Origin of the sequence: Pseudescherichia sp. (assembly GCF_031987975.1) — a bacterium.
GTDB lineage: Bacteria > Pseudomonadota > Gammaproteobacteria > Enterobacterales > Enterobacteriaceae > Pseudescherichia.
In genome coordinates, this window is record NZ_DALZYX010000001.1 from 467,141 (window position 1) to 486,256 (window position 19,116).

Annotated in this window: 18 protein-coding genes; 6 read left to right on the forward strand and 12 right to left on the reverse strand. The window is 55.9% G+C overall.

The genetic code is table 11. The annotated features are described in order from the left end of the window. The first annotated feature begins 7 nt into the window (after positions 1-7). Both RTN40_RS02255 and mntP read left to right on the forward strand, forming a co-directional pair. Positions 8-466: a DUF986 family protein gene (locus RTN40_RS02255; RefSeq protein ID WP_312227013.1), complete on the forward strand. Its 459-nt coding sequence runs from the start codon at positions 8-10 to the stop codon at positions 464-466. Positions 467-852: 386 nt separating this feature from the next. Continuing rightward, positions 853-1,419, forward strand: a complete 567-nt coding sequence (gene mntP, locus RTN40_RS02260; protein WP_312227014.1) for a manganese efflux pump MntP — start codon at positions 853-855, stop codon at positions 1,417-1,419. Here the strand turns inward: mntP and rlmA are convergent. The 8 genes from rlmA to kdgR form a co-directional block, all read right to left on the reverse strand. Next, entirely contained in the window at positions 1,416-2,231 is an 816-nt protein-coding gene (gene rlmA, locus RTN40_RS02265) for a 23S rRNA (guanine(745)-N(1))-methyltransferase (protein WP_312227015.1), read from the reverse strand. The genes mntP and rlmA overlap by 4 nt on opposite strands. A 62-nt stretch (positions 2,232-2,293) precedes the next feature. Further along, positions 2,294-4,033, reverse strand: a complete 1,740-nt coding sequence (gene ftsI, locus RTN40_RS02270; protein ID WP_312227016.1) for a peptidoglycan glycosyltransferase FtsI — start codon at positions 4,031-4,033, stop codon at positions 2,294-2,296. Positions 4,034-4,246: 213 nt separating this feature from the next. Next, a complete protein-coding gene (cspE, locus tag RTN40_RS02275; RefSeq protein WP_001062678.1) occupies positions 4,247-4,456 on the reverse strand; it encodes a transcription antiterminator/RNA stability regulator CspE in 210 nt (69 codons plus the stop codon). 12 nt (positions 4,457-4,468) lie between these two features. Next, positions 4,469-4,612 (reverse strand): DUF2627 domain-containing protein, encoded by a 144-nt coding sequence (locus tag RTN40_RS20975; protein WP_141092923.1) that lies wholly within the window; start codon positions 4,610-4,612, stop codon positions 4,469-4,471. A 415-nt stretch (positions 4,613-5,027) separates the two neighbouring features. After that, positions 5,028-6,044: an MBL fold metallo-hydrolase gene (locus RTN40_RS02285; protein WP_312227017.1), complete on the reverse strand. Its 1,017-nt coding sequence runs from the start codon at positions 6,042-6,044 to the stop codon at positions 5,028-5,030. A 24-nt stretch (positions 6,045-6,068) separates the two neighbouring features. Further along, entirely contained in the window at positions 6,069-6,359 is a 291-nt protein-coding gene (locus tag RTN40_RS02290; RefSeq protein WP_312227018.1) for a YebO family protein, read from the reverse strand. 74 nt (positions 6,360-6,433) lie between these two features. Further along, positions 6,434-6,577, reverse strand: coding sequence for a PhoP/PhoQ regulator MgrB (mgrB, locus tag RTN40_RS02295; protein ID WP_042391312.1), 144 nt, complete (start codon positions 6,575-6,577; stop codon positions 6,434-6,436). Positions 6,578-6,723: 146 nt separating this feature from the next. Beyond that, complete coding sequence (kdgR, locus tag RTN40_RS02300; RefSeq protein ID WP_312227019.1) at positions 6,724-7,515, reverse strand: DNA-binding transcriptional regulator KdgR; 792 nt, start codon at positions 7,513-7,515, stop codon at positions 6,724-6,726. Positions 7,516-7,692: 177 nt separating this feature from the next. Here kdgR and RTN40_RS02305 point away from each other — a divergent pair, with 177 nt between their 5' ends. Beyond that, the gene (locus RTN40_RS02305; protein ID WP_312227020.1) at positions 7,693-9,063 is read left to right on the forward strand and encodes an MFS transporter; all 1,371 of its coding nucleotides are present in this window, start codon (positions 7,693-7,695) and stop codon (positions 9,061-9,063) included. Between the two features lie 42 nt (positions 9,064-9,105). Here the strand turns inward: RTN40_RS02305 and htpX are convergent, their stop codons facing one another. The 4 genes from htpX to RTN40_RS02325 form a co-directional block, all read right to left on the reverse strand. Further along, entirely contained in the window at positions 9,106-9,987 is an 882-nt protein-coding gene (htpX, locus tag RTN40_RS02310; RefSeq protein ID WP_312209350.1) for a protease HtpX, read from the reverse strand. A 192-nt stretch (positions 9,988-10,179) separates the two neighbouring features. Further along, complete coding sequence (prc, locus tag RTN40_RS02315; protein WP_312227021.1) at positions 10,180-12,228, reverse strand: carboxy terminal-processing peptidase; 2,049 nt, start codon at positions 12,226-12,228, stop codon at positions 10,180-10,182. Positions 12,229-12,247: 19 nt separating this feature from the next. Beyond that, positions 12,248-12,940: an RNA chaperone ProQ gene (proQ, locus tag RTN40_RS02320; protein WP_312227022.1), complete on the reverse strand. Its 693-nt coding sequence runs from the start codon at positions 12,938-12,940 to the stop codon at positions 12,248-12,250. A 97-nt stretch (positions 12,941-13,037) separates the two neighbouring features. Then, on the reverse strand, positions 13,038-13,535 hold the full coding sequence (locus RTN40_RS02325) for a GAF domain-containing protein (RefSeq protein ID WP_312227023.1): 498 nt from the start codon (positions 13,533-13,535) through the stop codon (positions 13,038-13,040). A gap of 131 nt (positions 13,536-13,666) precedes the next feature. Here RTN40_RS02325 and yebS point away from each other — a divergent pair, with 131 nt between their 5' ends. The 3 genes from yebS (at position 13,667) to rsmF (ending at position 19,077) form a co-directional block, all read left to right on the forward strand. Further along, the gene (gene yebS / locus RTN40_RS02330; RefSeq protein WP_312227024.1) at positions 13,667-14,950 is read left to right on the forward strand and encodes a membrane integrity lipid transport subunit YebS; all 1,284 of its coding nucleotides are present in this window, start codon (positions 13,667-13,669) and stop codon (positions 14,948-14,950) included. Next, positions 14,919-17,555, forward strand: a complete 2,637-nt coding sequence (locus RTN40_RS02335; protein WP_312227025.1) for an MlaD family protein — start codon at positions 14,919-14,921, stop codon at positions 17,553-17,555. Before yebS ends, RTN40_RS02335 begins: the two co-directional genes overlap by 32 nt. A gap of 82 nt (positions 17,556-17,637) precedes the next feature. Further along, on the forward strand, positions 17,638-19,077 hold the full coding sequence (gene rsmF / locus RTN40_RS02340; protein WP_312227026.1) for a 16S rRNA (cytosine(1407)-C(5))-methyltransferase RsmF: 1,440 nt from the start codon (positions 17,638-17,640) through the stop codon (positions 19,075-19,077). The last annotated feature ends 39 nt before the right edge of the window (positions 19,078-19,116 follow it).

A 19,116-nucleotide genomic window follows, 5' to 3' on the forward strand; every position in this document is an offset into this window, starting at 1 on the left:
AGGATGAATGACGCTAACGGATTACGTGCTGGTACTGTGCGTGGCTGGGCTGCTGGCTTACGCTATCTATGACGAGTTTATTATGCCCCGCCGCCACGGCGCTACGCTGCTCACCGCTCCCCTGCTGCGCCGTAGCCGCGCCGATAGCGTGATCTTCACCGGTCTGCTGGCCATCCTTATCTATAATAACGTGGTTCATCATGGTGCTATTTTAACCACCTGGTTATTATCTATGCTGGGGCTGGTGGTAATATACCTTTTCTGGATCCGCGCCCCGAAAATCATCTTTAAAGAGAATGGCTTTTTCTTTACCAATATCTGGATTGAATATAGGCGTATTAAGGCGATGCAGCTTTCAGAGGATGGGGTTCTGGTAGTGCAATTAGAACAGCGCCGCCTGCTGATCCGTGTACGAAATATCGACGACCTGGAGAGGATTTACAAGGTTATCGTTAAAACTCAATGAGTTAAAATATAGCCACTACTATGTTTTGTGCTGTTTAATACATTGAAACATAGCCATGGCTATGTTATTTCTTGCACAAGTCACTATCTTTCTTAACGTTATTTTCACGTCCCCGGCCAAATGAAAACAGTTATCAATTAGCAAGTTAAATAATGAAATTCGGTTATTGTTTTAGTTTATCAAAATATGTTAAGGTTGCGCCCGTCGTTGGGGAGTAGCCAATTTCCTGTTCCCGGAGATGTACGTGTCAACATACTCGTTGCAAAACGTGGCGCGTACGGATCGAATAGCGCAGGCTGTTCGCTCAGGCGAGACCATAGACGCATCAACTGCTGATTACTGGGGGCAGTGATGTGTCATATGGATTTCCCGGTCAGGACGCTTGTATGAACCTATCCGCCACCCTACTGCTCGCTTTTGGCATGTCGATGGACGCCTTTGCCGCCTCCATTGGTAAAGGCGCAACGCTGCATAAACCCAAATTTTCTGACGCTCTACGTACCGGTTTGATTTTCGGCGTAATTGAGACGCTGACTCCGCTGATCGGCTGGGGCTTAGGTATGCTGGCCAGCCAGTTTGTGCTGGAGTGGAACCACTGGATCGCCTTCTTGCTGCTGGTATTTTTAGGTAGCCGGATGGTACTTGAGGGCGTACGCTGCCAGCCTGATGAAGAGCTCGTCCCGCTGCGCCGTCACGGCTTCTGGCTGCTTGTCACCACCGCCATCGCTACCAGCCTCGACGCCATGGCCGTCGGCGTTGGCCTGGCGTTCTTGCAGGTCAATATTATCACCACCGCGCTGGCCATCGGCTGCGCCACCCTCATCATGTCCACCCTCGGCATGATGGTCGGTAAATTTATCGGCCCGCTGCTGGGCAAACGGGCCGAGATCCTCGGTGGCGTGGTATTGATTGGTATCGGCATCCAGATCCTCTGGAGCCACTTCGCCCCTTAAGCGTCGCGCTGCCAGCACTGAATACTGAAATCCGCCTCACAGCTAAACTGCGTCATCTCCTGTAGCGTCTCCCAGACCTGCGGCTTAGCCCGCCAGGCAAAGGGGGTCATCTGTAACAGCGCCACGGCCTCGGCTCCGCTTAACGTCATGCCGTAAGCTAATGAGAGCTGCTCGCGCAGCGTAAACCCTTCCAGCTGTTCACTCTGGGGAGCATGCAGCTGCACCTCGTCATAGATCAGCCCTTTCAGCTCTACCAGATGCCGTGGTCCCGGCGAGGCGGTAATTACCCACCCTTCAGGTTTAACTACCCGCGCCAGCTCTTCCCCCTTACAGGGGGCATAGATACGCACCACCGCGTCCAGGGTCCGGGCATCAAACGGCAGACGGTGGCTTGAAGCAACGCAGAATAGTGCCTGCGGATAGCGTTTGGCAGCAGCACGCACCGCCGCTCTGGAAACGTCCAGGCCATAGGTCTGCGCCCCGTGCTGCTGGGCAATATCAGCGAAGGCGTGGGTGTAGTACCCCTCTCCGCAGCCGATATCCAGCAGCGCGTCAGCTTTTTCCGGCAGTCGCGCAGCCAGCAGCTCGCTTAGCCTCTGGCGCAGCGGCAGGTAGTGTCCGGCATCAAGAAAGGCGCGCCGGGCCTGCATCATCTCCGCGCTATCGCCCGGATCGCGTGAACGCTTATGCTGCACGGGCAGCAGGTTGACGTATCCCTCTTTCGCTATATCAAACTGGTGCCGCTGCGGGCAAACGTAGGTTTTATCGGTACGCAGCAGCGGCGCATGACATAGCGGACAAGTGAAGGACATAGCAACTCCGGACAGAAAGAAAGGGCGAAAGTGTAACGCCAATTGCCGCCGCGGGGAACGCCTTAAGGCAGCGGATCCGCACCGCCAGACGAATTTAACACCACCAGATGACTCGAATCCGGTGCCATACCGTCAGGCGTGACGTTTTTTGCCCGCAGCACGTTACCCATAATTTCACTGAATACGGGAGCCGATACCGCCCCGCCGTAGTAAGCGCCATTTTGCGGATCGTTTATGACCACCGCCAGGGCATATTTAGGCTGGCTGGCGGGAGCAACGCCTGCGGTGTAGGCTACGTATTTATCAACGTATTTGCCGTTCTCGTCGATCTTCTTCGCGGTACCGGTTTTTACCGCCACGCGATAGTCACGCACGGCGGCTTTGGTTCCGCCACCGCCCGGCAGGGCAACGCTCTCCATCATATGCTCTACCTCATGCACAATCTCCTGCGGCATCACCTGAGTACCAACGACTGGCGGATCGACGCGGGTGATCGAGAGCGGACGCGCCAGCCCGTAGCTACCAATGGTGGCGTAGACGTGGGCCAGCTGCAGCGGCGTGATCATCAATCCATAGCCAAAGGAAAAGGTGGCGCGATCGAGCTGGCCCCAGTACCTGCGCACCGGCAGAACGCCGCTGCTCTCTCCGGTCAGCCCCAGCCCCGTCGAGCTGCCAAAGCCGAACGCTTTATAGGTATCCAGCAGGCGCTGAACCGGCATCGCCAGCGACAGGCGTGACACACCGGTATCGCTCGATTTCTGCAGGATGCCGGTCAGAGTCAGCTCCGGATAGTATCCCACATCGCGAATGCGGTGCCCGTCGAGAGTATAGGGATGGGTATCGACCACGCTGTCGGGCTGAACTATCCCCTCCTTGAGCGCTGCCATCAGCACCATCGGCTTAACCGTCGAGCCTGGCTCGAAGGTGTCGCTGATGGCACGGTTGCGGAAGTCATCGAGGGTTGCGCCGCTGCGGTTGTTGGGATTGAAGTCAGGATAGCTGGCCATCGCCAGGATTTCACCGGTCTGGATGCGTATCAGCACCGCCGCACCGGACTCCGCTTTATTCCAGCTAACGGCATTGTCGAGGGCATCTTCGGTCAGGGTTTGCAGACGTTTGTCGATGCTCAGCATTAGCGTATGTGCAGGTACAGCAGGCGTTTCGGTAATATTTTCGATTACGTGTCCGTGGCGATCTTTACGCACCTGGCGCAGACCGGGTTTGCCGGTAAGCTGGACGTTAAAGCTCTTTTCAAGACCTTCAATCCCCTGCCCGTCTACGTTAGTAAAGCCAAGCAGGTTAGCGGCAACGTGCCCGCTGGGATAAAAGCGTCTGGACTCTTCCTGTAGATTGATGCCTTGCAGGTTGAGGTTATCGATCCACTTAGCCTGCTGCGGATCGAGCTGGCGGGCAAGATAGATAAAACGGGACTTGGGGTTGTGGCGGATGCGGTCGGCAATTTCGCTCAGCGGCAAATTAAGGGCGCTGGCCAGCGCCTGCCAGCGCGAGTTGAACCCCACCCCGCCGCTGCTGTTGATGACTTTAGGATCGGCCCAGACCGCGCTAACGGGGACGCTCACCGCCAGCGGAAGTCCGTTACGATCGACGATCATCCCCCGGGGCGGCACGATCTTCTCTTCCCGAATCGATCGCATATCCTCCTCCTTGACCAGCTTTTCTGGGGAGACAACCTGGAGCCAGGCCGTCCGGCCCAGCAGCAGGCCCATCGCGCAGATAATGGCAACGCAGAGTAAGGCAAAGCGCAGAGGAGTATAGTTGCTGGAAAGAGGTTTGTTTTTCACCTTGGCTCCTGAAACGGATTAACCCGCTGATTTGACAGGAAACAAGCTTAGAAAGGGAAAAAAGTGTGCTAATAACGGTATGGCTTTGCAACAAAAAACGAATGAGAAAGCGTACAGTAACATTTTGAAAAATAAGCATTAAAAAGCCCCGCACATGGCGAGGCTTTTACGCTGACATTGATGCGCCGACGGCGCTCAAGCAGTGGAGGAAAATCAGATAGCGGTAACGTTAACAGCTGCCGGGCCTTTCTGGCCATCCTGAATTTCGAACTCAACGTTCTGGCCTTCAGCCAGAGTTTTGAAGCCATTACCCTGGATTGCAGAGAAGTGTACGAACACGTCTTTGCTGCCGTCAGCAGGCGTAATGAAACCAAAGCCTTTAGACTCGTTGAACCACTTAACTTGACCTTTAATCTTTGCCATTTGCAAAATTCCTTAGAGTGTTTTCTTAGCCCGCAGGCATTGACCGAGATGAAACTGAGACATTACTGCATGAGGCACTAAATAAGGTTCGGCAGAGAAGCAGTATTCAACGACAACGTGTTTACTCAGAACTTCTATACTGATAATGCCACACATAAACAGAACTGTACCTCGTTTAACCTACACCGTGTTATCACATACAACGTTAAATATGGCAAGCCATTTTTAATCATGTCTGGATCTGTCGCACAAATTCAGCGGTAATCAGAACAGCGGGTGTGCAGCTAACCTAGCGCAATAATGTCATCGCGTCCAGCCGGCAGTTTACAATGGCTAAATAGAGTATGTAGTTAGCAATTTTTGTGCATTAGGCTGCTGAAAAATCATGATAATGGGTGAGTGCAAACGCCTTTTGGCCGTAATCGGAAATGGATAAGTTGACCACCGAATAATTGTTGCTCAATTAGCGCGACTGTTGCACCAAAATAATGAAAGTTTAATGACAGTGCATCAATTTAAAGCAATAAAAACGTTTCGCTAAAAATAATATAGTTTATATAACCCACTCAGGCTAGTCCGATGTCTGCTTTATAGACTGACCATCCAGAGATAAATACTCACCTATTTTCAGGATCCTGAAGTTATCCGTTCGGGTTACCGTCTCGTTTAATACCGCCGCCAGCTCCCGTGCCGGTTCGTCTACCGCTTCATCTGCCAGCTCAAAAACGCCCCAGTGAATAGGAAAAGCCAGCGGCTCCCCTATCTGCTGCCAGAGCGAAACCGCCTGCTGCGGATCCATATGATGCACGGACATGAACCAGCGTGGCGCATAGGCCCCCACCGGCAGTGCAGCGGTATCGGGTCTGCCCAGGCGCTCAGGGATGGTCAGCAGATCCGGCGTGTACCCGGTGTCGCCGGCAAACCAGAAGCGATGCGCCCGTGACTCAACCATCCAACCGCACCAGAGTGAGCGATCCCTGTCCCATGGCGTGCGCATGCTCCAGTGTTGGGCGGGAACAGCGGTAAGCGTCATCCCCTGAAAGGTAAAGCTCTGCCACCAGTCAAGCTCAACAACATGACGTACGCCGTGGCGGCGGCACCAGCGGCCCAGCCCCAGCGGAACAAACAGCGTAATGGACGGAAAGCGTTTCAGCAGCGCGCGGATAGTGCGCGTATCAAGATGGTCGTAGTGGTTATGCGAAATGAGAATGGCATCCAAAGCGGGCAGATCGTCAACGCTCAGGGGAGCGGGACTTTTCCGCAGCGGACCGCTAAAGCGTACCGGAGAAGCGCGGTTAAAAAAGAGCGGATCGGCCAGCATATAGCAGCCGTCGAGGCGAAGCAGCATGCTGGCGTGGCCCAGCCACCAGACCCCATCTTCGCTGCCGCTTATTTCAGCTCGCTGCCACCACTGCTGAAGAAAGTGGTCATAGCCGCCCTCGGGGGGATGCGGCAGCCCGGCGGCGCGGCGCTCTTTTTGCCAGCGCTCAACGTCACCGGGCTGATGCCCACCAGGCGTTAAATTACGGAACCCCTGAGGGGTGTGGTGAGTCAGGGCCGGATTATACCAGGGATTTTTCCATGCCATTTCTCACCACCTCTTCCACTACGTTTAGCGTTCAGCCACCAGGCGGATAAAATCTTCGCCGTCGGTCTGCACTTTTGCTGCCGCTTTCGCTTCCGGCTCGGCTTTCTCCGGCGCGTTAGCATCACACAGGCGACGCAGCAGCGCGGTCTGCCGCTTTTGCTGATCCAGCAGGGCTTCAAGCAGTTCAATTTGCTCGTTAGCGCGGGAGCTGGCCCGGTTAACAAAAAACCACAGCACCAGCCCAACGACCAGCAGCACCAGGGAGATTACCAGGGACGCAAGATTGAACGCGCCCAAATTCAGTACTTCGTTCATTACACCACCTCAATGTTGACGCGCTATCTTACCACTGGCATTAAGGAAGGGAATGACTCGAGGTAAAAATGGCGCTACCAGGGGATAAATTTATTGATAACGCAAATACCACTGAAAAACTGGACGTCCTGATCGCACATCACATTGAGCATCTGGGTCCAAAGCATCAGGCAAATTACCAGGATGGCAATCACAAGCAGCCACCGAAACTTTCTCACTCGACTCTCCGAATCAACATATTATGCAAACAGGTTACCACCGGCTTGTTAAACCGAAGCTAACTGTAGCGCTATCTGACCGATGAGGAAACCGTAGTAAAGGAGGAACAGAGATGAAAACGCCGCGTCTGGCGCGGCGTCGGGAATCAGAACGGGTAGTCGTTATAACCCATCTGCTCGGAGATCTTACGCGCTGCGGTATGCAGCATCTCAACATACTCATGCAGACGCTCTTCAGAGAAGCGCAGCGTCGGGAAGGAGATGCTTAAGCCTGCGATGACGACGCCAAAGCGGTCAAAGACCGGAACGCCGATGCAGCGCAGTCCCTCTTCCTGCTCTTCATTATCTTCCCCGTAGCCCTGCTCGCGCACGGTATCCAGCACCGGCAGCAGTTCGTTGGTGCTGGTGATAGTGCGATCGGTGCTGCGCTTGTACTCAACGCCCTCAAGGATCTGCTTAACTTCCTCACGATCGCGCCAGGCCAGCAGCACTTTACCAATGGCGGTGCTGTAGAGCGGGTTGCGGCGACCGATACGAGAGTACATGCGCAGGTTGTACATCGAGTCAATTTTATGGATATAGACAATGCTGTCCTCATCCAGCGCCCCAAGGTGCACCGTCTCTTTAGTCAGGCGCGACAGCTCACGCATCTGGATATCGGCACTACGAATCAAATCAACGTTTTGCAGCGCACGCGCGCCCAGCTCAAACAGCTTCAGCGTGAGGGAGTACTTCTCTGACTCCCCCTCCTGGGCCACGTAGCCAAGGGATTTCATTGTCTGCAAGAAACGGTAGACGGTGCTTTTAGACATCATTACACGCTGCGACAGTTCAGTAATGCCAATTTCCCGCTCTTCCCCGAGCGCCTGCAGAATGCCAAAGACCTTCAATACTGAAGAGACAGAATCTGGCTGCTTGTCCAAATCTGCGATTGCCATTAATCACCTCATCGCGAGTGTTTTATAAAATTTAGAATTGGTTTTTATTATAATTTCGTCGCGGGTCGCCCGCAATGCCAGTTTGTTAACTTGGTTACAAATCTGCGATATAAAAAGGCCGCCAGGCTGGTAAAATCGTTCTCACGGTAATAATTTCAGCTTAATCATATAATTCTCATGGATAAATCTTTTACAGAAGGCCTGCCGATACCGCAGCGCTACGGGGCGATACTGACCATCATCATCGGTATTGCCATGGCGGTGCTTGACGGCGTCATTACTAACGTGGCGTTGCCGACCATCGCCAGCGATCTGCATGTCTCCCCGGCCAGCTCGATTTGGGTAGTTAACGCCTACCAAATTGCGATTGTGATCTCCCTGCTCTCTTTTGCCTTTCTGGGGGATATGTTTGGCTATCGGCGGGTTTATCAGTGTGGGTTGGCGTTCTTTACCGTTACCTCGTTTCTCTGCGCCCTCTCCGACTCACTCACCATGTTGACCCTCGCCCGTATCGCGCAGGGTTTTGGCGGCGCGGCGCTGATGAGCGTCAATACGGCGCTGATTCGGCTCATCTATCCCCAGCGCAGCCTGGGCCGGGGGATGGGTATCAACTCGTTTGTCGTGGCAGTCTCCTCTGCGGCTGGCCCTACCATCGCCGCAGCGATCCTGGCCGTAGGATCGTGGCAGTGGCTGTTTCTGATTAACGTGCCGCTGGGAATTATCTCTCTGCTGCTGGCGATGCGCTATCTGCCCGCTAATCCACCGCGTCGCAGCACAACGCGCTTCGATCTGCCCAGTGCAGTGATGAACGCCCTCACCTTTGGCCTGCTGATCATGGCGCTTGGGGGCTTTGCCCAGGGACAGTCGCTGACGCTTATCGCTGCGGAAGTGGTGGCCATGCTGGTCATTGGTTACTTCTTTATTCGCCGCCAGCTTGGGCTGCCCGTGCCGCTGCTGCCGGTGGATCTGCTGCGCATTCCGCTGTTTTCGCTCTCTATCTGCACCTCAATCTGCTCATTTTGCGCTCAGATGCTGGCCCTGGTCTCTCTACCGTTCTTTATGCAAAGCGTGCTGGGCCGCAGTGAAGTGGAGACCGGGCTACTGCTGACCCCGTGGCCGCTGGCGACCATGGTGATGGCCCCGCTGGCGGGGTACCTGATTGAGCGGGTGCACGCCGGGCTGTTGGGTGCGGTAGGGCTTGCGGTAATGGCTGCCGGGCTGCTGGCGCTGGCGCTTTTGCCCGCCGCGCCGTCCGATATCGATATCATCTGGCGGATGATGCTTTGCGGCGCAGGCTTTGGGCTATTCCAGTCGCCCAATAACCACACTATTATCACCGCCGCTCCCCGCCAGCGCAGCGGCGGAGCCAGCGGCATGCTGGGTACGGCCCGTCTCCTTGGGCAGAGCATCGGGGCCGCGCTGGTGGCGCTAATGTTCAACCTTTTCACCGACCATGCTACGCACGTTGCCCTGCTTTTCGCCGCCGTGCTGGCCGCCATCGCCGCTGCCGTCAGCGGTCTGCGAATGACGCAGAAACCGCAGGCATAAAAAAAGCGCGTCATTTGACGCGCTTCGTATTTAAACCCCTCGTTACTTCAGGTATTCGCCGCTGCGCAGAGCTTCGATACGCTTATCCAGCGGCGGGTGGCTCATAAACAGCTCGCTCAGGGATTTAGATTTCCCGTTGATGCAGAAGGCCATCATGCTGCTGGCTTCCTGCGGCTCGTAGCTGGTTTTCAGACGCTGTAGGGCAGCAATCATCTTTTCACGGCCCACCAGTTTCGCGGAACCCGCATCGGCATGGAACTCGCGATGGCGAGAGAACCACATGGTAATGATGCTCGCCAGAATACCAAACACTAACTCCAGCACCATTGACACGGCAAAGTAGATCAGCGGGTTGCCGTTGCTCTCTTCGCCCTCGTCACGGTTGCCGCCCATAAACCCGGCGGCGATCTGCGCCAGAATACGCGAGATAAAGATGACAAAGGTGTTCACAACGCCCTGGATCAGGGTCATGGTGACCATGTCACCGTTGGCGATATGGCTGATCTCGTGAGCAATAACCGCTTCAGCTTCGTCACGGCTCATGTTCTGTAGCAGGCCGGTACTTACCGCAACCAGCGACGCATCACGCCGTGCACCGGTAGCGAAAGCGTTAATGTCCGGGGCGTGGTAGATAGCAACCTGCGGCATCGCAATGCCCGCCTGCTGCGACTGCTGCGCCACGGTGTTCATCAGCCAACGCTCCATATCGTTGCGCGGCTGCTCAATGACTTCCCCACCTACCGATTTCAGGGCCATCCATTTCGACATCAAAAGCGAAACGAACGAGCCGCCAAAACCAAACAGCAGCGCCATGATCAACAAGCCCTGAACGCTGCTCGACTGAATCCCCGTCAGGCTGAGCACCAGCCCGAAGACCAGCATGACCGCCAGGTTCGTTAACAGGAAGAGCGCGATCCGCATCATAATTTTCTTTTAACCTCGACTTAACATAACGCACTATGCGACTACCCACATCGTATGGGTATATTGACTATTTTCAAGCATAAACCGCGCGTAAGTTACCAGAAAGACACAACTTTACATTTAGGCGCGGCAGGCTTACGCCGCGATACGCTTGTAAAAAAAACAGGCACAATCTCTTGTGCCTGTTGCGGTTTATTGTGCCTTAGCGGGCTGTGCTGGCGGGCTATCTTTCTCTAGGTGCGCCAGGTCGAGCGCGATATGCACCGTCTCATCAAGATAGGGATCCGGCTCCTGATAATCCTTCGGCAGATCGTCAAGCTTCTTCAGCACCGGCTTGCCTTCACGTTTAAAGCGATCGTTCAGGCGCGCCAGGCGAATCGCATCATCTTCCGTATTCTCTTTCTCACGCTGGGCAAGGTTGAGCGAGATCTGATTCCGTTTATCTTTCAGGGCATTAAAGCGCGCAATGTCCTTCAGTATGTACTGGAACTCCGGATCTTTAGCGATACGATCGTCATGCTCTTTGAGCAGCTGCGGCCCAAGCGGCGTCAGATCCCCCGACTTCACGAAGGTCGCGGCGTTGATGCTATCCCACGGCAGCGCGTTATCTTCAAATTTCTCACCGGTTTCGGTCTCTTCATTGCCGGTCGGCATGATGATATCCGGCGTCACACCCTTACGCTGCGTGCTGCCGCCGTTAACGCGGTAGAATTTCTGAATGGTATACTGCACTGAACCCAGCGCCGGCCACTCCGGACGCAGCATCTGATCGTAGATGCGGTTAAGGGAGCGATACTGCTGCACCGTGCCTTTACCGAAGGTCGGTTCACCGACAATCAGCGCCCGGCCATAGTCCTGCATTGCGGCAGCGAAGATCTCTGAAGCTGAGGCGCTAAAGCGGTCGACCAGCACCACCAGCGGGCCTTTATAGTAGACGACACCGTCGGTATCGCTGTCTTCACGCACCTTGCCGTTGTTATCACGCACCTGCACTACCGGACCGGACGGAATAAACAGGCCGGAAAGCGAGACCGCTTCGGTCAGCGCCCCGCCGCCGTTGGTCCGCAGATCGATGATCACGCTGCTGACGTTCTGTTTCTCTAGCTTTTGCAGCTGCACCTTGACGTCATCCGTCAGGCCAACGTAGAAGCCAGGAATATCCAGCACGCCCACCTTCTCTTTGCCAACGGTTTTCACCGTCATCTTCACGGCGCGATCTTCAAGGCGGATACGCTCACGGGTCAGAGTCAGGATGCGCGTCTTGGTCCCTTTACCGGCCGGGAGGATCTCAAGGCGTACCTTGCTTCCCTTCGGACCTTTAATCAGGGCTACGACGTCATCAAGACGCCAGCCGATCACGTCCACCATGTTCTGGCCGGGCTGGCCGACGCCAACGATGCGATCGCCAACGCTTATCGCTTTGCTCTTCGCTGCTGGACCGCCCGCCACCATAGAGTTGATGACGGTGTAGTCGTCGTCCATCTGCAGCACCGCCCCAATGCCCTCAAGAGAGAGGCTCATCTCGGTGTTGAACTGCTCGGTGTTACGTGGCGACAGGTAGTTAGTGTGCGGATCGATCTCGTGAGCAAAGGCGGTCATCGCCAGAGAGAAGACATCTTCACTGTTAGTTTGCGCCAGACGGCGGATAGCAAACTTATAGCGGCGGGTCAGCGTCTCGCGGATCTCTTTCTCGTCCTTACCGGTCAGCTTCAGGCTCAGCTCGTCGAACTTCACCTTCGCATCCCACTGGGCGTTCATCTCTGCGTCGTCTTTCGGCCACGGCGCTTTGCTGCGGTCGGCGTTAAAGGTGTCGTTGCCGGTGAAATCCATCGGTCGCTCAAGCACCTTTAGCGCATATTGATAGCGTTCAAACCGGCGCTTTTGCGCCAGGTTGTAGAGTTCATAAAATACGTCGAGTTTACCGGTGCGCAGCTCGTCGCCAAGCACGCTCCGCTTTGCCATAAACTTCTCAACGTCGCTTGCCAACAGCACGTTATGGCTGTAGTCCAGCAAATTCAGGTAGCGATCGAAAATTTTGCCCGAAAACGCCTGGTCGAGATCGAACTGGCGATAGTGGGAACGAGTGAAGCGCGAGGTTACGCGCTCACTGACCGTTGCATGCTGGGTCTCTTCCTTTAGCACCGGGATCTGATCGGCACGCGTAATATCTTCAACGGCAAAGGCCTGCCCTGCAATCAGGAACAGGCCAGCCAACGCGGTGCGCTTAAACAAAGTGTTCATGCCAGGCTTGGCCTCCGTTTCAGAACAACAGGTGTTCTGCGCGTACAATCATCGACATGCCTGAGGTCAGCTGCACACGAACACCGTCTTTGGTGATCTCCAGTACAGTGGCGTCCATTGCGTTATTGCCCGCTTTCACCTTGAGGTTCTGACCCACATTCAGCGCAGTAATATCGGATACTGGCGTATGCTGTGGCTCTTCACGCGGTGCGCGCTGAGGTTTCGCTGCAGGTTTGTCGGCGCGTGGTTTACGCTGTTCGTTGCCCTCTTTACGACGCGGCGCAGGACGCGGTTTACGCTCGCGGCGAGGCGCTTCTTCCTGCTCACCAGCAGCGGCAGCGGCTTCGCGCTTTTTGGCCTGCTGTTCAGCACGCTGGGCCTGGACGCGGGCTTTCGCCTCTTCCAGCTGTTTACGCGCATGTTCAACATGCTGCTCGTCCAGCACGCCGCTCGGATTACCGTCGAGATCGACGCGGGTCGCACCTGCTTTGATCCCATACAGATAGCGCCAGCTGGAGGTGTAAAGACGCAGCGCAGAACGAAGCTGAGTTTTGCTGAGGCTCATCTCTCCTTCAACGCGCTCTACCAGATCCTGAAAAATACCAATTTTCAGGGGGCGCGCTTCACCTTCTGCACTGAAACAGTGAGGAAAACGTTCGGCCAGAAAGGCGATAACTTCTTTACTGCTATTCAACTTAGGTTGATTTTCCATGAAATTTCCTGATTACAACGGACGTTGCCAACAAGCCGCAGGCATGAACAGGCGTCATTATAATGACCCCATCAGTAAATGCTACGTTATCCGTTGATTATACTGCGTCGCCCGCAAAGAATTTTTGATAATCGGTCGCTTCCAGCAGGCGTTCAAGGTGTGAAACCAGCTCACGCAGCCCCTGCTCATCCTCGGTTGTGAAGCGAGAGAATACCGTGCTGTCGATGTCCAGCACGCCAATAATCTGACCTTTTACCACCAGCGGCAGAACAATTTCTGAGTTACTGGCGGCATCGCAGGCGATATGCCCGTCAAAGGCATGAACATCTTCTACGCGCTGGACGCTGTTCTGCGCCACCGCCGTACCGCAGACGCCGCGGCCTACTGGAATACGCACGCAGGCAATCTTGCCCTGGAACGGACCTAATACCAGCGTGTCGCCTTCCAGCAGGTAGAATCCTGCCCAGTTAACGCCCTCCAGGCGCTCAAACAGCAGCGCGCTGGTATTCGCGAGCGTCGCTAAAAAACTGGTCTCACCTGCCATCAATGCCTGAAAATCGCGGTTCAACTCCGCGTAAAATTCACTTTTGTTCATTATTCAATCACTTGTTGTCATACGAAAAAAGGTAGCCTAGCCTATTAAAATAAACATTAAATGCCTTCATGCTCAAGATAATCCATTCATGAGTTAAGATAGATTAATTCGAACATAGTCCAAAATACGTCATGGCGCTGAAAACACCAAAGTTAGTCACCGACAGGAAAATGGCAATTCGTGCTATTGGCGACCCTCTGCCACGTGCACATTATCAGCGCTGCCCGCAGTGCGATACGCTTTTTGCGCTGCCAGTGATGAAATCACACGAAAGTGCTTATTGCCCGCGTTGTGATGCGAAAATCCGCGACGGTCGGGACTGGTCGCTTACCCGTCTGGGCGCGATGGCCATCACCATGCTGATGCTGATGCCCTTTGCCTGGGGGGAGCCGCTGCTGCACCTCTACCTGCTGGGGGTGCGCATCGATGCCAACCTGCTGATGGGGATCTGGCAGATGTCCTCGCAGGGCAATCCGCTCACCGCCGCCATGGTGCTGTTCTGTACCGTTGGCGCCCCGCTGGTGCTGGTGGCCGCCATTGCTTACCTCTGGTTTGGCAACCGGCTGGGGATGAACCTGCGCCCGGTGCTGCTAATGCTGGAGAGGCTTAAGGAGTGGGTGATGCTGGATATCTACCTGATCGGCATCGGCGTTGCCTCTATCAAGGTGCAGGACTATGCGTATCTACAGCCAGGGGTGGGACTGCTGGCCTTTGTCGCGCTGGTGATCCTAAGCATTTTAACGCTTATTCACCTCAATATTGAGCAGCTATGGGAGCGTTTTTATCCTCAGCGCCCCGCCACGCGTCCGCACGAGAACCTGCGCGTCTGTCTGGGATGCCACTTTACCGGCCTGCCGGATCCGCGGGGACGCTGTCCGCGCTGCCATATTCCGCTGCGCCACCGCAGACGGCATAGCATCCAAAAGTGCTGGGCGGCGCTGATCGCCTCGCTGGTGTTTCTCCTGCCGGCCAACCTGCTCCCTATCTCGGTTATCTATGTCAACGGCGCACGGCAGGCGGACACCATCATGTCTGGGATCATGTCACTGGCGAGCAGCAACATTGCCGTCGCGGGCATTGTTTTTATCGCCAGTATTCTGGTGCCGTTTACCAAAGTCATCGTCCTGTTTACACTGCTGGTCAGCATCCATTTTAAATGCGAGCAGGGGTTGCGCACCCGCCTGCTGCTGTTGCGTTTCGTGACATGGATTGGCCGCTGGTCGATGCTCGATCTGTTTGTAATTTCAATAACGATGTCACTCATTAATCGCGACCAGCTTCTCGCGTTTACCATGGGCCCCGCTGCGTTTTACTTCGGCGCAGCGGTAATTTTGACTATTCTTGCTGTGGAATGGCTGGACAGCCGCTTACTTTGGGATGCACATGAGTCAGGAAACCCCCGCTTCGCCGACTGAAGCGCGCATTAAAACAAAACGTCGAATTTCGCCTTTCTGGCTGCTACCTGTTATCGCATTAATGATTGCTGGCTGGCTACTGTGGAGCAGCTATGAGGATCGCGGTAATACCATCACCATTGATTTCGTCTCGGCTGACGGCATCGTGGCCGGGCGCACCCCGGTGCGCTACCAGGGCGTCGAGGTGGGCACCGTACAGGACATTCGCCTGAGCGAAAACCTCAATAAAATTGAAGTTAAGGCCAGCATCAAGGCCGACATGAAGGATGCCCTGCGCAACGATACCCAGTTCTGGCTGGTGACACCCAAAGCGTCGCTGGCCGGTATTTCCGGGCTGGATGCGCTGGTCGGCGGGAACTACATCGGTATGATGCCGGGCAAAGGCGATCCGCAGGATCACTTTACGGCCCTCGACACCCAGCCGAAGTATCGCCTCAGCAACGGCGAGCTGATGATCCATCTCCACGCCCCGGATCTTGGATCGCTGAGCAGCGGCTCGCTGGTCTACTTCCGTAAAATCCCCGTCGGTCGCGTCTATGACTACTCAATCAATGCCAACAAACAGGGCGTCACTATCGACGTGCTGATTGAGCGCCGCTTCACCAGCCTGGTGAAAAAGGGCAGCCGCTTCTGGAACGTCTCCGGCGTGAAGGCGGACGTTGGCCTGAGCGGAGCAAAGATAGAGCTGGAGAGCGTCGCATCGCTGGTTAATGGGGCGATCGCCTTTGACTCCCCGGAGGCGTCAAAACCGGCAGAGAGCGATGACGAGTTCGGCCTCTATAAAGACCTGGCTCACAGCCAGCGCGGGGTGATCGTTAAGCTGGCTCTGCCTGGTGGCGAGGGGCTGAAAGCTGGCTCTACTCCGCTGATGTATCAGGGGCTGGAAGTGGGCGAGCTAACCAGGCTCGATCTCAATCCCGGCGGCGCAGTGAGCGGAGAGATGACCGTCGATCCCAGCGTCGTTAACCTGCTGCGTGCCAATACCCGCATCGAGATGCGCAATCCGAAGCTCTCTCTGAACAATGCCAGCGTCAGCTCGCTGCTTACCGGTACCACGCTTGAACTGGTGCCGGGGGAAGGCGAACCGCGGGATAACTTCGTGGTGCTGCCAGCAGATAAGACCCTGCTGCAAGAGCCGGGCGTGGTTACGCTTACCCTGACCGCGCCGGAGAGTTACGGCATCGACGCCGGCCAACCCATTGTGCTGCACGGCGTGCAGATAGGCCAGGTGCTGGAGCGCGATCTCACCGCGAAAGGCGTCTCGTTCGCCGTGGCTATCGATCCTCAGTATCGTGAGCTGGTACAGGGCGACAGCAAGTTTGTGGTGAATAGCCGGGTTGACGTTAAAGTGGGCCTGGACGGCGTGGAATTTCTTGCCGCCAGCGCCAACGAGTGGATCAGCGGCGGGATCCGCATCCTGCCGGGAAGCAAAGGAGAGATAAAATCCACCTATCCGCTGTTTGCTAACCTCGACAAGGCGATTGAGAACAGCCTCAGCGATCTGCCTACCACCACCCTGACGCTGACCGCGGAGAAGCTGCCGGACGTGCAGGCCGGCTCCGTGGTGCTCTATCGTAAGTTTGAGGTGGGTGAAGTGATTAACGTCCGCCCGCGCGCAAACGCGTTTGATATTCAGCTGCACGTTAAGCCCGAATATCAATCCCTGTTGACCTCTAACAGCGTCTTCTGGGCTGAAGGTGGCGCGAAAGTGCAGCTCAACGGTAGCGGACTGACCGTCCAGGCCTCTCCTCTATCCAGAGCGATTAAAGGGGCCATTAGCTTCGATAACCTTACCGGTGCCAACGCCTCGACCCGCAAAGGCGACAAGCGGATCCTCTTCCCGTCAGAGACTGCCGCCCGCGCCGTAGGGGGGCAGATTAAACTGCACGCCTTTGATGCTGGCAAGCTGGCTCCCGGCATGCCGATTAAATACCTGGGCATTGATATCGGTCAGGTACAGGATCTGGAGTTGATCACCGAACGTAACGAAGTGCAGGCTACCGCCGTACTCTACCCGGAGTATGTAAGCACCTTCGCCCGCAGCGGCACGCGCTTCTCGGTCATTACGCCGCAGATCTCGGCGGCCGGGGTCGAGCATCTGGATACCATCCTGCAGCCCTACATCAACGTCGAGCCGGGCCGGGGCGGTAACGTCCGCCGGGAGTTTGAACTGCAGGAGGCGACTATTGCCGACTCGCGCTATGTCGATGGCCTGAGCATCGTGGTTGAGGCGCCTGAGGCCGGCGGATTAAGCATTGGCACACCGGTGCTGTTCCGTGGCATTGAAGTTGGCACGGTGACCGGACTGACCCTGGGCTCGCTCTCCGATCGGGTGATGGTTGGCCTGCGTATTAGCAAGCGCTTCCAGCATCTTGTACGCAATAACTCGGTGTTCTGGCTGGCATCCGGCTACTCGCTGGACTTTGGCCTGGTAGGGGGCGTAGTGAAAACCGGCACCTTTAACCAGTTCATTCGCGGCGGGATTGCTTTTGCTACCCCGCCGGGGATCCCGCTGGCACCGAAGGCGCAGACGGGTAAACACTTCCTGCTGCAGGATAACGAGCCGAAAGAGTGGCGCTCGTGGGGCACTGCCCTGCCGCGCTAAGCACCCTGCTCCGGCGCGCCTGCTGCGCCGGAGCGTTTTATGCTACACTGCGCCCCCTGATTTATTGCTGGTGGTGTAATTCGTGGCTCATAACGCTGTCTATCTTCCTGAAGAATTTCTTGCGCAAATGCGTCTGGCTATGCCGACGCATCTCTCCTTCGATGACTTTATTGCCGCCTGTCAGCGTCCGCTGCGTCGCAGCATCCGGGTCAACACGCTTAAAATTTCCGTGGCAGCGTTTCTGGATCTGGTCTCCCCCTACGGCTGGCAGCTGACGCCGATTCCGTGGTGCGAAGAGGGTTTTTGGATCGAGCGCGATGACGAAGGATCCCTACCCCTTGGCAGCACCGCCGAGCACCTCAGCGGACTGTTTTATATTCAGGAAGCCAGCTCCATGCTGCCGGTCAGCGCCCTCTTTACCGACGGCAACCAGCCCCAACGGGTGATGGACGTTGCCGCTGCGCCCGGTTCGAAAACCACGCAGATCGCCGCGCGGATGGAAAACAGCGGCGCGATCCTCGCCAACGAGTTTTCCGCCAGCCGGGTGAAGGTATTGCACGCCAATATTAGCCGCTGCGGGATCAGCAACGTTGCCCTGACCCACTTTGATGGCCGGGTGTTTGGCGCGGCGCTGCCTGAGACCTTTGACGCTATTCTGCTGGACGCCCCCTGCTCCGGTGAAGGAGTAGTGCGTAAAGATCCTGATGCCCTGAAAAACTGGTCTATTACCAGCAATCTGGAAATCGCTGCCACCCAGCGGGAGCTGATCGACAGTGCGTTTCACGCCCTGCGGCCCGGCGGGACGCTGGTCTACTCTACCTGCACGTTAAATCAGGAGGAGAACGAAGCCATTTGCCACTGGCTGAAAGCTCGCTATCCCAATGCGGTTGAGTTCCTGCCGCTGGGAGAGCTGTTTGTCGGTGCAACGCAGGCGTTGACCCCCGACGGTTTCCTGCACGTTTTCCCGCAGATCTTCGACTGCGAAGGGTTCTTCGTCGCGCGACTGCGTAAAACTGCCTCTGTCGATCCCCTGCCCGCACCTGGCTATAAGATGGGTAAATTCCCCTTCTCGCCCGTTAAAGGCCGCGAGAGTGCACAGATAATCCAGGCCGCCGCGGCCTCTGGGCTACAGTGGAACGACACGTTACGCCTTTGGCAGCGGGATAAAGAGCTGTGGCTCTTCCCGGAGCAAATCGAAGCCTTAACGGGCAAGGTTCGCTTCTCGCGCATTGGCCTTAAGCTCGCCGAGACGCATAACAAAGGCTATCGCTGGCAGCATGAAGCGGTCATTGCCCTTGCTGGAACCGATAATCCGTTGGCCTTTGAGCTTAATCCTGCTGAGGCTGAAGAGTGGTATCGCGGCCGTGACATCTATCCGCAGATGACGGTTAAGCATGACGAAGCGATCGTGACGTTTCAGGGTCAGCCTCTTGGGCTGGCAAAAAAGGTCGGCTCACGCCTCAAGAACAGCTACCCAAGAGAGCTGGTTCGCGATGGTCGCCTGTTTGCCAGCAAAGAGTAGATCAAGAAAAAGAGCACTTTTTTACTGGCGGGATAGGTC